Genomic DNA, 14,377 nt, shown 5'->3' on the forward strand with positions numbered 1-14,377 from the left:
TCGAATTATGAGCGACATGAACTGGAGTCTGCGGGAATCCCATTCCTTCGACCGCAACACTATCGCCGAGATTCGCCGCGCCGCCCAAACCGGCCTCTACCGGATCCGCGGCTTCGGGGCGAAGCGGCAAATTCCGACGCTCGACGATCTTGTCTTTCTCGGCGCCTCCATGTCCCGCTATCCTTTGGAGGGATATCGGGAGAAGTGCGATACCAGCGTTACGCTGGGCGCCCGCTACGCCAGTAAGCCGATCCAGTTGAAGATACCGATCACCATCGCCGGCATGTCTTTTGGCTCGCTTTCCGCCAATGCCAAGGAAGCTCTGGGACGGGGCGCTTCCGAGGTCGGCACTTCAACGACCACGGGTGACGGCGGCATGACGCCGGAGGAGCGGGGCCATTCGACTCAGCTCGTTTATCAGTATCTGCCCTCGCGCTACGGCATGAACCCGGACGACGTTCGCAAGGCCGATGCCATCGAGATCGTGGTGGGGCAGGGCGCGAAGCCCGGCGGCGGCGGCATGCTGCTGGGGCAGAAAATCACCGAGCGTGTGGCGGAGATGCGGACGCTGCCGGAGGGCATCGATCAGCGCTCGGCCTGCCGTCACCCGGACTGGACCGGTCCCGACGATCTCGCCATCAAGATTCTTGAGTTGCGTGAAATCACGAAGTGGGAAAAGCCGATCTATATCAAGTGCGGTGCGGCGCGGCCTTACTACGATACGGCGCTTGCGGTGAAGGCGGGGGCCGATGTGGTCGTGATGGACGGCATGCAGGGTGGTACAGCCGCGACCCAGGATGTCTTCATCGAACACGTCGGCCTGCCGACGCTTGCCGCCATTCCGCTGGCGGTGCAGGCGCTGAAGGATCTCGACATGCACCGCAAGGTGCAGCTGATCGTCGGCGGCGGCATCCGTTCGGGCGCCGATGTCGCCAAGGCCCTGGCTCTGGGTGCGGACGCGGTTTCGATCGGTACGGCGGCGCTGATTGCATTGGGCGACAACGATCCGGCCTTCGAGGAAGATTACAAGAAGCTTGGGACCCGCGCCGGCTTCTGGGAAGACTATCAGGACGGCAGCGATCCGGCGGGCATTACGACGCAGAACCCTGAGCTGGCCAAGCGGCTTGATCCGGTGAAAGCGGGGCGCCGTCTGGCCAACTATCTGCGCGTCCTGACACTGGAAACCCAGACTCTCGCCCGTGCAAACGGCAAGAGTCATGTGCACAACATGGAGCCTGAAGATCTCGCGGCGCTCAGTGTAGAGGCGGCCGCCATGGCTGGAGTGCCGTTGGCCGGAACCAGTTGGATTCCGGGCCAGAGTTAAAGACAAGGTTCGGGCGGGCAAAAAATCTGAGCGCGGTGCGGCTCTTTACGCAACAGGAAACGACAGGGTCCGGTTAAACAAGGACCCAATCAGGGATTTTGGGGGCAATAACAAGAACAGGAAAGTGAGGCCAAGGTGGCACAGGATCTGGCAAAAGTGGCTAAGACCAAGGGGATCAAATATTTTCTGATCAGCTTCACCGACCTTTTCGGGGTCGTGCGTTCGAAGCTGGTGCCGGCGCAGGCAATCGGGGACATGCAGAAGGAGGGCGCCGGTTTCGCCGGCTTCGCGGCCTATCTGGACATGACGCCCGCGGACGCGGATATGTTCGGCATGCCCGATGCGGATCACATGATCCAGCTGCCCTGGAAGCCCGAAGTGGCCTGGTTGCCCAGCGACGTTTATCTCGGAGGCAAGGCCGTCGAACACGGGCCCAGAACCGTCCTGAAGCAGGTTCTCGCAAAAGCCAAGGATCGCAAGTTCACAATCAAATCAGGCGTGGAGTGCGAGTACTTCCTTCTGACCCCGGACGGCCAGAGCCTGGCGGACCCACACGACACTCTGGCCAAGCCCTGTTACGATCAGCAGGCCCTGATGCGGCGCTACGATCTGATCACCGAGATCTGCAACAATATGCTGGCGCTGGGCTGGGGCGCGTATCAGAACGACCACGAGGACGCCAATGGTCAGTTCGAGATGAACTGGCACTACAGCGATGCGCTGACCACCGCGGACCGGCACAGCTTCTTCAAGTTCATGGTCAAGACGCTGGCCGAAAAACACGGGCTCCGGGCGACCTTTATGCCCAAACCCATGGCACATCTGACCGGCAACGGCTGCCACGCCCACATCTCGGTTTGGGACCGGACGGGCAAGAAGAACCTGATGAAGGATTCAAAGGGGGAACTGGGTCTGTCGAAGCTGGCTTACAACTTCATTGCCGGTCTGCTGAAGAACGCCGAAGCCATGACCCTGATCACCAATCCTGTGGTGAACAGCTATAAGCGGATCAATGCGCCGCGCACGACCTCCGGCGCGACCTGGGCGCCCAATACCGTCACTTACGGGGGGAACAACCGCTCCCACATGATCCGCATTCCAGATGAAGACCGTATCGAGGTGCGCTTGGCCGACGGGGCCGCCAACCCTTATTTGCTGCAGGCCGGGCTGGTCGCGGCCGGACTGCACGGCATCGACAACAAATTCGATCCGGGCAAGCGGCTGGACATCGACATGTACGAAGAGGGTTACAAGATCAAGAACGCCCCGCGCCTGCCGCTGAACATGCTGGATGCCATCCGCTACTTCGAGAAGAGCAAGGTCCTGTCCGAAATGCTGGGTCAGGAGTTCTGCGGTGCCTATGCGAAACTGAAGTTCGCCGAGTGGAACGACTACATGCACCACTTTTCCGAATGGGAGCGGCAAAACGCGCTCGACGTTTGAGCGCGCTTCACGGCCCCTGCCGGCCAGCGCAGCGAATTTGCGCGTGAGAGAGCCGGCATGTCCTGCCGAGACCACGATATGGTTCCGGCAGGACAGTCGTCATATTATGCGTTCGCAGGTGTGCTGAAGACCTTGACTGCCGGAACCTCGCCGGTGAATTTCTCGACGTCGGCAATGGCCGTATGCCCGCAGTTGGCCTGGGCCAGGGACGAAGTCCCGATATCGACCGTCACATTATTGACGTCGCCGTAAGCATCGAGGCTGCCGTCGGTGCCTGGTTCGACCGGATCGTACCAGCCGCCTTCACAGACGCGAATGACACCGGGACGAATGGCGTCGGTGACCGTAGCGCCTGCCAGGAGTTGCCCCCGGTCGTTAAAGATCCGCACGATATCGCCGTCGGCAATCCCCCGGGCGGCTGCATCTTCCGTGTTGATCAGGCAGGGTTCGCGGTCTGCAACCGTATAGGTTTTCCGAAGAACCGTGCCGTTTAGCTGCGAATGGAGGCGTCCCCTTGGATGGCTTGTCGTGACGTGGAGCGGGAACTTTGCATTGGGTCCGTCAAGACGTTCGACCGGTTCCATCCAGGTCGGATGCGGCGGGCAATCGTCATAGCCCATTTTCTCGATATTGTTGGAATAGATCTCGATCAGCCCGCTCGGGGTTCCGAGAGGCTCGAGCAGCGGGTCCTCGCGGAAGTCGGCGTAGCGGACGTAATTGCGCCCTTCCTCGGTGACCGGGAACTCGACATAGCCCTTGTCCCAGAAGGCATCGAAATCGGGCATCTCGGTATTCTTGGCGGAGGCCTGTTTTTCAGCCCCTTCATAGAAGCCCTTGATCCAATCCAGTTCCGTCTTGCCTTCAGTGAATGCCCTTTCGTTGCCCAGACGTGCGCTGATGTCCGTGAAGATATCGAAATCGCTGCGGGCCTCGAACAGCGGATCGACGATCTTTTTCATGCCGATGATCGCTTTGAGCGAGTAGTCGCCGTACTGTTCGATGTCGTTGCGCTCGTATGAAGTCGTGGCCGGCAAGACGATATCGGCGAAGCGGGCGGTTGCCGTCCACTGGAAATCGTGAACGACGACGGTTTCCAGCTTTTGCCAGGCCTTGACCATCCGGTTGCGGTCCTGATGGTGCGCGAAGGGATTGCCGCCAACCCAGTACACCATCTTCACATCAGGATATTTCTGGGTCTTGCCATTGAAATTGAAGTCGCTGCCCGGACCTTCCAGCATATCGACAACGCGGGCGAGCGGAATGGTCGCGGCGCCGCTCTCGGTCAGCCAGGCCGCGCCGTCGACGGCCTTACCGCCGTCGGTGATGCCGGATAGAACCGGACCCGAAGCACCCGGCGATCCGCCGCTGGAGTAGTGATAGCTCAATCCGAAACCGCCGCCGGGCAGGCCGATCTGACCCAGCATGCAGGCCAGCGTCACCAGCATCCAGTGGCGTTGTTCGCCGTGGTGCTGGCGCTGCAGCGACCAACCGCTCGAGAGCATCGTGCGTTTGGAAGCAAAGAGCCTGGCCAGCTCCTTGATCTTGTCTGCCGGCACGCTGCAAATCTCCGCTGCCCATTCCGCGGTTTTCGGCACCCCATCGGATTCTCCTGTCAAGTAGGGCAGGAATTTGTCGAAGCCGAAGGTGTATTCGTCGAGGAAGTCGGCATCGTGCAGCTTCTCTTCATAAAGCGTATGCGCGATACCGAGCATCATGGCGACGTCCGTCTGCGGCTTGGGCGCGATCCACTCGGCGTCGAAGAAATCACAGCTTTCCGTGCGGACAGGATCGATGCAGATAACCGGCTTGCCTGTGTCCTTAAAGGCCTGCATTCCGGGATAGGCGCCATGATCGGGAATAATCCAGCCGATCTGGTTCGTAACCATGGGGTCCGCGCCCCAGATGACAAAGAGTTCCGTATGTTCCGCAATGACAGGCCATACGGTTTGCTGCTCGTAAACTTCCAGCGTTCCCATGACATGGGGCATGATGACCTGCGATGCTCCGGTCGAGTAATCGCCGGCACTGTTCACGAAGTTGCCTTTGATGTTCATCATCCGCCGCAGCAGATTTTGGCAGTTATGCAGCTTGCCCGGGCTTTTCCAGCCATAGGAGCCGGCATAGGTGCCGGTGGGGCCGTAGGTTTCCTCCACGCGCTTGAGTTCCTTGACCACAAGCTCGAGAGCCTCATCCCAGGAGACGCGGACGAAATCGTCTTGACCGCGGGTTTCATTGCTCGAACCCGGCCCATTCTCGAGATAGGCGCGTCGGACCATCGGATACTTGATCCGTGTCGGGGAATAGACCGAGTCCAGCACACCTTCCAGCTGGTGGCTGGGGTGTGGGTCTTTTTCCCACGGCGTTATCTTGGTCCATTGCCCGTCCTGAACGGTTGCGGTGAAAGCGCCCCAGTGTGAAGCACTGAAGACTTCCCCATCCGCGACCGCGGCGCGGGCCGCACTGGCGGTCAGGAGCGATGGTGCCAGTGTAGCGAGGACGCCGGCGGCTGCCGTGCTGCTCAGGAACGTCCGGCGGGATACATCATTTTGCGCAAATCGCGTACTACCTTTTGGCATGCTTAATCTCCATTATCTGTGCGGGTAATGCTTGAATCCCGGATCGGACGCGCCGCACCTGCGTGAGTGTGATTCCGTATCCGGATCTGGTGTAACAGCCTGCTGTAAACGCCGTGTCGGACGGATTTCAACGGTCTGTGAATGTGTGTAATCAGCTTGTAAACGGCCGGCTGCCGGGGCAGCGCGTCCGGGCCATGCTTCGGTTTTCCTGTCAGAGGTGCGCGGCATCGTCTTTCACGAAAGTCACCATGCTGACCGCCGCAGTCGTGTAGAAACCGTCGGGGTCCGCGTTGACGCAGTGATCCAGAAACTTTTCGATCCACGACAGCAGCCGCGTTGCCAGAAAGACTCTTTGAACCTCGTACTCCTCCTGTAGGTGACGGGAGGATGCCGCCTGCCCGGCGCGGCGCGCGAGATGCGCCATGAAGGCAAGCTGAACGGAGATGTGGTCGGGCGGTTCGGGAAAGAGATCGCTGACCGAGAGGCCGAAAGCGCTCAAGGCGGCCTGTGTCTGTGCGGTCTGCTTCTGATAGAGGAGATTTGAGTCGTTGCTATACACAGATTCGTAGGGGGGAGCGCTTCGTTTCCCTCCGGCCCCCAGGAAAAGCGAGGCAAAGCGGACAGAGAGTTCCATGGAGAGGGACTCCGGGCTTTCTCTGCCTGCCGTGATCCGGTGAATGTGATCGGTCAGCGGCACCAGCGGCGGATGGCTTGCCATTTGGTTCAGAAAGGTTCTGCCGTCGTTGCCGCGGTAGGTTTCGATGGCCTGGGGGCTCATCTCGCGGGCAAAGATGCCCGCGAGCCAATCATAAACGGCGGCCCTTTCAGGAGCGGTAAGCGTACTTGGGCGCGTATCGACTAACTGTTCCATGATCAATGTCCTTTCCCGCCGGTGTCGCTGGCGTGGAATTGCAGGTATTTCTGCAGGAACCGGTACTGCTCCTTATCGAGCGAGATAAAACGGCTCATGGCCTTCAGGTTCCCGATCCATTGGTTGGCCAGGAGGTGATCCGGGCTGGAGAGGGTGTGACAGGTCGAGCAACTGGCGTTGTACATCTCAGCGCCGTACTCCCAGAGTACGTTTACGTCGGAAATCAGATCGGCTTTCGGCGTCCAGGCCTCAACACTGACACGGTGCCAGGTCAATTCGGTGTTCTCGTCAATTTCGGTCTGATGACGCTGAACGCTCTCAATCGCCGCTTTCGAGAGAGTCGCGGAGAAAATCCGTTGTCCCCTCAAGGCATAGACCACCCGCTCCACGCCATCCTGCTGCCATCCGTCGAGCCGAACCTTGAGCAGGTCGCCTTTGCGCTCAATGACGTCCAGCTCAGTCGCGGCTAACAACCGGCCTGTCGGTTTGCCGTCGGTCGATGCTTCGGCGAAGATATCCTTGGTCGCGATCGTATAGAGCTTGTCGGCGCGGGCGCCTTCCTCCTGCGACAGGGCACGCAGTTCGTCGAACATGGCCAGATAGCCGCTCGACAGATCGGGCATCTTATGGGCGATCCCTTTATGACATGAAATGCAGGTCTCGCCTTTTTCCTGGGCTCCCTGCATGGCCTCGGCTGATGCCGGGCGCTGGGCGTGAAAATCCATCGCCTCGAAGGTGTGGCAGTTCCTGCATTCCTGGGAGTCATTGGCCTCCATGGTCGCCCAGACACGCTTCGCCATGGTTGCACGATGCGCCTCGAATTTTTCCTTCGTATCGATCGTGCCGACAAAGTGATGATAGAGTTCGCCCGTGGCCTCAATTTTTCGGACGAGCTTCGCGGTCCAGGCTCTGGGGACGTGACAGTCAGAGCAGGTTGCCTGCACACCGGAGGCGTTTTTGTAGTGAATGGTCTCCTTGTATTCCTGGTAAACCGTGCTCTCCATCTCATGGCAGGAAATGCAGAACCCCATGGTGTTGGTGGCTTCCATTGCGGTGTTGAAACCGCCCCAGAAGATGACTCCGCCAAAACCTCCGAAAACAAGGAGAACACCAAGGCCGATTTTGCCGCTTGGTTTCCAGAATAAATCCCATAATCGTCGTATGAAGCCCACGTTCCTTCTCCTTGTGGTCCTATCGGTCCGAGACGTGGGGTAAGCCTAGCGAACGGCTGTAAACTTGATTCCGGGGATTGTTTAACCGCGTGTAAAAAATGTAAATGTGATGTGAACAAACTAAACAATTAGTTTTGTGATATGGTTTTAGAGGTTAGTTTTTAGTCCGCCGGTACGTAACCTCTTAAGCCGGAATGTGCATTTGCATAGTTGATTCCGTTAAACTCAATTCAAAGACGAAAGATGGCCGATGAATACGCCCCATGTCGTTATTGTTGAGGACGAACCGGTCACACGGCAAACGGTTGCCAGCTATTTCCGAAAAGTGGGCTATCGCGTCAGCGAAGCGGAAGATGGAGCCGGCCTTTGGCGGGCGATGGACTCCGCAGTGGTCGATCTGATCCTACTGGACATTATGCTCCCCGGAGAGGACGGATTGTCGCTTCTGCGCCGGCTGCCGCAATCATGTGATCCTGCCGTCATCCTGGTGACAGGTAAGACCGAAGACGTGGATCGCATCGTGGGGCTGGAGCTTGGCGCCAACGATTACGTCACAAAGCCTTTCAATCCGAGGGAATTGCTTGCCCGGGCAAAAAACCTGATCAAACTCACCCGGGCGGCACGTCAGGTGCGCAGCAGCGAGACAACCTATTTCTTCGACGGCTGGAGTTTCAGCACGGCCAGCCGGCGGTTAACCTCGCCGTCGGGTGAAGATGTTCCTCTCACACGCGGTGAATACGAGCTGCTGTCCACCTTGATCTCAAATGCGGGGCGGGTTTTGACTCGTGACAACCTTCTCGATCATGTCAGCAATCGTGATTGGGAACCCTATGACAGGACGATCGATGTTCTGGTCGGTCGCCTGCGGCGGAAGATTGAAAGCGATCCCAAGCACCCGAAGCGATTGATCACCGTTCATGGCATTGGCTATGTCTTCACGGGCAGTCATCTCGACCGGAACAATCAGACCTCTTGAGGGGGCGCGCTCGAGAGCGAGCGGACAAGATCCGAGCCTCGCAATGCAGCGAATGCGCGGTCGCGCGCCGAGAGTAATCCGGCGAGGCCGGCCGGCAGTTTCTCCTGATCGGCGCGTTCCGCCAGTTTTTGCAGCGATTCCGCCGCGTTCTTCAAACGCATAAGCCCGATGCTTCCCGCACTGCTCTTCAGCGAGTGTGCGAGATGAGAAACGCGGGCATTGTCGTGCAGCTCTACCGCTGTCTGTATGGCGGCAATCGTCGAAAGAGCGAAGGCCTCGAATGTCTCGATGATTTTTCTCGTATCATCGGCACCAAGCATCGCCTTGTGCTGGCGCACCAGTGTTTCGTCGAAGACGGCATTCTGGAGCGCCCTGGTTCGATCTGCGGCGCAGGTGATCCTCGAATTGCTGGAAATACACTGCGCGATTGCCTGCTGGAGCATCGACGGCGTGAAGGGTTTGCCCAGCACGGCGTCGGCACCGCTTTCAATACAGATTGCCTCCTCCGTCCGTGCAAGGTCTGCCGTGAGGACCAGGATCGGCGTATTGGCCTTATCGGCGTCTTCGTTGGCCTTCATCAGGCTGATCGCCTCGATCCCGCCCATGCCGTCCATTCGGATATCCATGAGAACCAGGTCGATCTGTTCGCAGTGGAAGATGTCGAGCGCTTCTTCCCCGGATGTTGCCAGCTGCAGACTGTGTCCATCGCGTTCAAGGAAGGCGCGCGTGAACATCAGATTTACCGGGTTGTCCTCTACGAGAAGAATGCGCAGTGGCCTGATAGATGGTGTGGTGGTGTTTTCGACGAGCCGCGGGGATTGATCCGGTGCGATGATGAGCGGAACCTTGAACCAGAATTTGCTGCCTTTTCCCTCTTGGCTCTCAAAACCGATATCGCCGCCGACGATGTCGATCAGTTTTCTGCTTATGGCAAGTCCAAGACCGCTTCCACCGATTTGTCCCGCGTTTTGGACAAAGGGTTGAAAAATCGTCTGACCCATATCTTCGGGAACACCCGGGCCGGTGTCGGTCACAGTGAAAAGCAAGTCTCCATCAAGCGCTTCGACCGCGAGGGTGACCGACCCGCTGGAGGTAAACTTGACTGCATTGCTTGTCAGGTTGAGCAGGACACGCCTGATCTTCGCCTGATCTCCGATAATCTGACTGGGCAATGCTGTGTCGATGCTGCAGGTAAGCTGGAGTCCTTTCCGCTCCGCCGGGAGTGTCATGAGCCCGGCGACCTGCGTGACGGTATCTCGCAGATCAAAGTCGACCGTGTTGAGTTCGATGGCGTCCGCCTCGATTTTCGAGTAGTCCAACACATCATCGACGAGATCGATCAGCACCTGGCCGGATGCCGCGAGAGCTTCGATATAGTTCTTCTGATCACTCGTAAGTTTCTCGTCCCGAAGCAGGTGGCTGATCCCGAGAATACCTGATATCGGTGTTCGGATTTCATGACTCATGGTGGCCAGAAATGCCGACTTGGCGGCATTGGCGGCATCGGCCTGGCGCTTCGCGGTTTGATACTCGGTGACGTCGGAAAGAATCAGAACGGTGCCGATGAACTTTTTGCTTACATCGAGCATGCGCCGCGCCTTTATGTCGAAGGTGCGCGGCCCGTGGATTGTCTCCATGCGGCGTTCGATCCGGTAGTGTTGTTCCGGCTGGCCGATAAGGGCACCGATCTGGCGGTCGAGCAGAGAGTAGTTTTCTCTCGCGTAATAACCTTCGCCGGGGATGCCGGCGCCGCCGAACAGGACCGCTGCCGCGTTGTTCAGGTTTTCCACCTTGCCATTGTCGTTCAGCAGGACCACCGGATCGTTGAGGCTTTCAAAAATCGTCAGGTACTTGTTCTTTTCATTGGTCAGCGCCCGGTTCTTTGCTTCCAGTTCCTGAAGTGCGGCATCTTCAGGCAGTTCGGTCCAGCGGGTGCAGAACGCGACTTCGATGTAGTCAAAGAAGCGTTCGATGAAGAGCCAGTATTTTTCTTCGGTCTCCTTCGGGTAGTTTTGATCGATGATCAGGTCGATGTAGGCCTTGCGGTAGGATTTCGTCAGTCCGATAAACAGACTCAGCGGGACGCCTCTCTGTCGGTGCAGCCGCGCCTCTTCGATCGCAAAGGCGGTCATCGGCTCGTCATTTTCGCCAATGGAGCCCGGCAAATCCTTGCTGGTTCCAGCTTGATCCAGCAGTTCGAAAAGCGGTTTGGAAAAAACGCAGATCGATTCACGCCAGGGTTCCCTCAAAGTAGAGCTATACTTCGTATAGCCATCCTTATGCGCGTATCCCAGCACGCGGTCGACCAACCAGTCCTCGTGAGTTCGAATGAGTGTCTTGAGGGTTTCCAAAGCGTCCTCGCAGAGTGATAGATCGCCTGCGGTCAGCGATCAGGTTCGACCTCTTCCCGTATCCAGTCCGCCAGTGCTGTGCCGATTTCGTCTGGCGAGTCTTCCTGGACGTAATGCGCGCCTTTCACAACAACTTCTCTCTGATTGGGGAAGCTGCGGCAGCGCTCCGCCACCTTGCCCGTCACCATCATGCCCGGATCGGCGCGGATGAAGAGTTTCGGGATATCACTCGACGCGAGCCACTCACAATTCGCCTCCAGTATTGCGGCCAGTTCGGAGGGGTCTCCGTCAATGGGGATTTCCCGCGGAAACGTGAGTGTCGGCCGGCGCCCCTCGCCGGGATCCGGGTAGGGCGCACGATAGGCGTCCATCTCTTCGGGTTCGAGGTCGCGCATGACCGCCATGGGGATGACCTGTTCGACGAAAAAATTTTCCGTGAGGCACATCTGTTCTCCGGCCGGCGAGCGCAGCGCTTTGAAGGCGTCCGAAGCGGCGGCGGGGAAAAGCTCCCACGTCAAGGGCATAACCAGAGGCTCCATAAAGGCTATCCCGCGAACCGCGCCAGGGTGCGTCCGGGCCCATTCGAAACCAAATACTGCGCCCCAGTCATGGAGGACCAGAATGACGTCATCGACCTCGCCTAAAGCATCGAAAAGGCCGAAAAGATATTCGCGGTGTTCTTTGTAGCTGTAGCGGTCCGGGCCGGACTCCGGCAGTTTCTCCGAATGTCCCATGCCGACCAGATCCGGCGCGATACAATGACCCAAGTCTTCGATGTGCGGAATGATGTTGCGCCAGATATAAGAAGACGTTGGATTGCCGTGCAGCAGCCAGATCGGCGCGCCTTCACCTGCCTCGGTGTAGGCCATTTTGACACCCTTAACGGCGCGAGTGGCGTGATCGTGGGGTTCCAATGTCTTCCTCATGACGTTCTCCAAGGTATGATCTCTGTTGGCACTTTACCGACCTCAGATTGATAGACTGTCGGTGTAAACGCCTTTGCAGCCATTCTTGAATGCCATGTGAAATACTGTGATCTGAATGTAAACGAAATGATGTCGGTCAATTTCCGACGCTCATGGGTGCCCGGCATCCTGTGCCTGACATTGCGGCGTATGGTCTGAGCTAAGTTCGGAATTCAACCCTGCGGTTGGCCGGCCGACTCAATCCAGCTTGTGGAAGACCATTGTGGCTTCGCCAAGCCGGATCCCGAATTTCGAGATTTCCGCGCGATTGAAAAGGACGTCGTCCTCGTGCAGAAAAAACCAGTCATTGAAGCGCACTTTCCAGCGTCGCTCACCGATGGGCAGTGCGAAACTGTAAGACCAGTTCAGGACATTTTCCTGACCCGCACCCTGTGCGGTGCCGAGGACGCCATCCGTATGGCCCTCGTAAAGTCCGTGGTCCAGGCATTTAATGGACCAGGTTCGCTGCTCTCTCTCGCCGTCGTCGTAGCAGAAGTTTTCCACCAGCGTCAGCAGGCTCCCGTTCAGGGTTCCGGCGATCTCGACAAGGAAGCGCCGGCGAAGTTTACCGAAACGGTCCTGAAAAATTCCATAGGCCCTTGTGCGGCCGGGGAAATACTCTTCTAGGCGCAATTGCGGCTTTGTTAGTGATCGGACTTCCATGTCCATTTGCCTGCTTTCCCCCGTCGAGCGATCCTGATGAGCCGCCTGGGCGGCGTCTGTTCCAAGCCGTGCGGCCAGTAATGCGGTGCGAAGATTGTCTGGCGTTACATTCATTTTGATAAACCCCCTGCCATTGGTGGCTACGTCGCTTGTCCGTGATTGGATCACTGCCCTTCGATTTTTGTGAGAAGGGGCGCAGCGGCGAATCACGCATACGCCAGTTACCGATCAGTAATCGAACGCAGATCGAACGGAGCCAACACCAGAGACATTGCCGGCGGTTCCGGTTCTGTATGGTGCTGCTCTTGATCCCGGCAGATGGATTCAGGCGGCCTTGAGGGCATTTCCCGAAGCGCAGTATCGCAATGATGGAGTCGACGACTTCCTGAGGCTGCTATCTCGCCCGGTTTGTGGTACGAGGGATCTTCCGACTCATGACGGGCTGGGCAGTAACCAGCTGGGCCACAACGGGCCGAGCAGTGTGCCCATGGGTTCAGAACATCAAGACTGGAGTTTTTAGTGTCTCGAAAGAAGGCGGCCGTGCGACCCAATTTTAGCTTTGAAAACTGGGGGCCAATGTGAGCACCGGTCTAATTGCGCTGCTTGACGATGTAGCTGCGATCGCAAAAGTCGCCGCGGCTTCAATCGATGATATTACGACCCAGGCGGCCCAGGCGGGAATGAAGTCCGCGGGCCTTGTCATCGACGACGCTGCTGTGACACCGCGCTATGTCGTGGGTTTCGCGGCCGAGCGGGAGCTGCCGATCATAGCAAAGATCACGAAGGGCTCGCTGCGCAACAAGCTGCTCTTCCTGTTACCGGGCGCTTTGCTGCTCAGCCTGGTTGCACCGGGACTGATAACGCCAATCCTGATGATGGGTGGGTTCTATCTCTGCTACGAGGGCGCAGAAAAGATCTACGAGAAGCTGTTTCCAGAAAAGGCGCACAAGCACGAGGCGGCGGTCGGCCTGAAAGAGAGCGATCCCCAAAAGCTGGAAGACCAAAAGGTGAATAGCGCCATCAAAACCGATTTCATCCTCTCGGCGGAGATCATGGCCATCACGCTTTCCGTCATTCCGTCCGAGGACTTCTGGACCCAAGCAATCGTGCTTGCGCTGGTCGGGACGGGCATTACCTTCGTGGTCTACGGCGGTGTTGCCATCATCGTGAAAGCGGACGACGTCGGCCTGGCGCTTGCGAACCGGCCCGCAACAACGGCGCTCGGGCGGCTGTCGCAGGCCTTCGGGCGCGGACTGGTCCGCGGTATGCCGGGCTTTCTCACACTGCTCGCGGTCGTTGGAACCGCGGCGATGATCTGGGTCGGCGGTGGTATCCTGCTTCACGGTCTTGAAACGCTCGGCGTTCCCGGGCCTGCGCACCTTCTTCACGAAGCGGAAGTTATGGCAAGCCGTGCTTTACCGATGTTCGCTGGTGCCGCGGCCTGGCTGACCTCTGCCTTCGGGGCATTCGTTGCAGGTCTTCTCATCGGATTCGCGCTCATCCCCTGCGTCAGTTTGGCTTTGGCTCCGGTCTGGCGGCGGCTCAAAAGCCTTTTCGCGTAGTTACTTTTGACGCCGCAAACCGGAAGCGCGAAGCCTCTTCTTCGGGATGTAAGAGCTTGTCAGGTCTTGGCGTTTCTCCGGGCGACCGTCTCTAAGTGATCTTTCAGCAGCCGCACGTTCCTATTGTTTGATTTGTAAGCCGCGTCAAAGAGATCGCCAACCAGCGGAACGGCGCCGATGACCGTGTCCACGAGAATATTCCACAGCATGCGCAGTATCAGCGTGAACGGCGCCCCTTTGGCCCAGGCTTGTGCCACGATATAGAGGCTTAACAGCGCACCCACGCTGTCCCCGACACCCGGGAGCAGACCCAGAATCGCGTCTAATCCGAAGCGCAGCTTTGTTCCTGGAATCCCGAACTGGGAATCCAGCAGACCCGCCAGGCGCTCAAGCTGTGACGTGTTCGGATTTGTTATGGGATTCATACTTGGGCCTTATCTTCGAAGGTCGATGGGTGCCGTGTGCTCCCGCATG

General features: G+C 58.1%; 11 protein-coding genes. 4 read left to right on the top strand and 7 right to left on the bottom strand.

Going from position 1 to position 14,377, the window contains the following annotated elements:
* Window positions 1-7 precede the first annotated feature (7 nt).
* The gene (locus FKG95_RS05895) at window positions 8-1,324 is read left to right on the top strand and encodes an FMN-binding glutamate synthase family protein (protein ID WP_142895405.1); all 1,317 of its coding nucleotides are present in this window, start codon (window positions 8-10) and stop codon (window positions 1,322-1,324) included.
* 135 nt (window positions 1,325-1,459) lie between these two features.
* On the top strand, window positions 1,460-2,767 hold the full coding sequence (gene glnT, locus FKG95_RS05900) for a type III glutamate--ammonia ligase (protein ID WP_142895406.1): 1,308 nt from the start codon (window positions 1,460-1,462) through the stop codon (window positions 2,765-2,767).
* Window positions 2,768-2,871: 104 nt separating this feature from the next.
* Here glnT and torA read toward each other — a convergent pair whose 3' ends face one another.
* From torA to torC, 3 genes are all read right to left on the bottom strand, one after another.
* Window positions 2,872-5,343, bottom strand: coding sequence for a trimethylamine-N-oxide reductase TorA (torA, locus tag FKG95_RS05905; RefSeq protein WP_142895407.1), 2,472 nt, complete (start codon window positions 5,341-5,343; stop codon window positions 2,872-2,874).
* A gap of 211 nt (window positions 5,344-5,554) precedes the next feature.
* Window positions 5,555-6,214 carry a molecular chaperone TorD gene (gene torD / locus FKG95_RS05910; RefSeq protein ID WP_142895408.1) on the bottom strand — a complete coding sequence of 220 codons (660 nt, stop codon included), beginning with the start codon at window positions 6,212-6,214 and terminating at the stop codon, window positions 5,555-5,557.
* 2 nt (window positions 6,215-6,216) lie between these two features.
* Window positions 6,217-7,386 (bottom strand): pentaheme c-type cytochrome TorC, encoded by a 1,170-nt coding sequence (gene torC / locus FKG95_RS05915; protein WP_218940082.1) that lies wholly within the window; start codon window positions 7,384-7,386, stop codon window positions 6,217-6,219.
* 250 nt (window positions 7,387-7,636) lie between these two features.
* Between torC and FKG95_RS05920 the strand changes: the two genes are divergently transcribed.
* Window positions 7,637-8,362, top strand: coding sequence for a response regulator (locus tag FKG95_RS05920; protein WP_142895409.1), 726 nt, complete (start codon window positions 7,637-7,639; stop codon window positions 8,360-8,362).
* Here the strand turns inward: FKG95_RS05920 and FKG95_RS05925 are convergent.
* From FKG95_RS05925 to FKG95_RS05935, 3 genes are all read right to left on the bottom strand, one after another.
* On the bottom strand, window positions 8,350-10,713 hold the full coding sequence (locus FKG95_RS05925; RefSeq protein WP_142895410.1) for an ATP-binding protein: 2,364 nt from the start codon (window positions 10,711-10,713) through the stop codon (window positions 8,350-8,352). The genes FKG95_RS05920 and FKG95_RS05925 overlap by 13 nt on opposite strands.
* A 32-nt stretch (window positions 10,714-10,745) precedes the next feature.
* Entirely contained in the window at window positions 10,746-11,639 is an 894-nt protein-coding gene (locus tag FKG95_RS05930; protein ID WP_142895411.1) for a haloalkane dehalogenase, read from the bottom strand.
* A gap of 237 nt (window positions 11,640-11,876) precedes the next feature.
* Entirely contained in the window at window positions 11,877-12,455 is a 579-nt protein-coding gene (locus tag FKG95_RS05935; RefSeq protein ID WP_218940083.1) for a DUF3833 family protein, read from the bottom strand.
* Window positions 12,456-12,919: 464 nt separating this feature from the next.
* On the opposite strand from FKG95_RS05935, the gene FKG95_RS05940 reads away from it, so the two are divergent.
* A complete protein-coding gene (locus FKG95_RS05940; protein ID WP_142895412.1) occupies window positions 12,920-13,903 on the top strand; it encodes a DUF808 domain-containing protein in 984 nt (327 codons plus the stop codon).
* A gap of 59 nt (window positions 13,904-13,962) precedes the next feature.
* Here the strand turns inward: FKG95_RS05940 and FKG95_RS05945 are convergent, their stop codons facing one another.
* Window positions 13,963-14,328 carry a DUF4112 domain-containing protein gene (locus FKG95_RS05945; protein WP_142895413.1) on the bottom strand — a complete coding sequence of 122 codons (366 nt, stop codon included), beginning with the start codon at window positions 14,326-14,328 and terminating at the stop codon, window positions 13,963-13,965.
* Between the last annotated feature and the right edge of the window lie 49 nt (window positions 14,329-14,377).

This window comes from Denitrobaculum tricleocarpae (assembly GCF_007004665.1).
Taxonomy (GTDB): domain Bacteria; phylum Pseudomonadota; class Alphaproteobacteria; order Kiloniellales; family Kiloniellaceae; genus Denitrobaculum; species Denitrobaculum tricleocarpae.

Excerpts from the sequence above, each read along its gene's own strand:
- FKG95_RS05935 (WP_218940083.1), bottom strand. The coding sequence starts at position 12,455 with ATGAATGTAACGCCAGACAATCTTCGCACCGCATTACTGGCCGCACGG.
- torD (WP_142895408.1), bottom strand. The coding sequence starts at position 6,214 with ATGGAACAGTTAGTCGATACGCGCCCAAGTACGCTTACCGCTCCTGAA.
- FKG95_RS05945 (WP_142895413.1), bottom strand. The coding sequence starts at position 14,328 with ATGAATCCCATAACAAATCCGAACACGTCACAGCTTGAGCGCCTGGCG.
- FKG95_RS05895 (WP_142895405.1), top strand. The coding sequence starts at position 8 with ATGAGCGACATGAACTGGAGTCTGCGGGAATCCCATTCCTTCGACCGC.
- torA (WP_142895407.1), bottom strand. The coding sequence starts at position 5,343 with ATGCCAAAAGGTAGTACGCGATTTGCGCAAAATGATGTATCCCGCCGG.
- FKG95_RS05920 (WP_142895409.1), top strand. The coding sequence starts at position 7,637 with ATGAATACGCCCCATGTCGTTATTGTTGAGGACGAACCGGTCACACGG.
- FKG95_RS05930 (WP_142895411.1), bottom strand. The coding sequence starts at position 11,639 with ATGAGGAAGACATTGGAACCCCACGATCACGCCACTCGCGCCGTTAAG.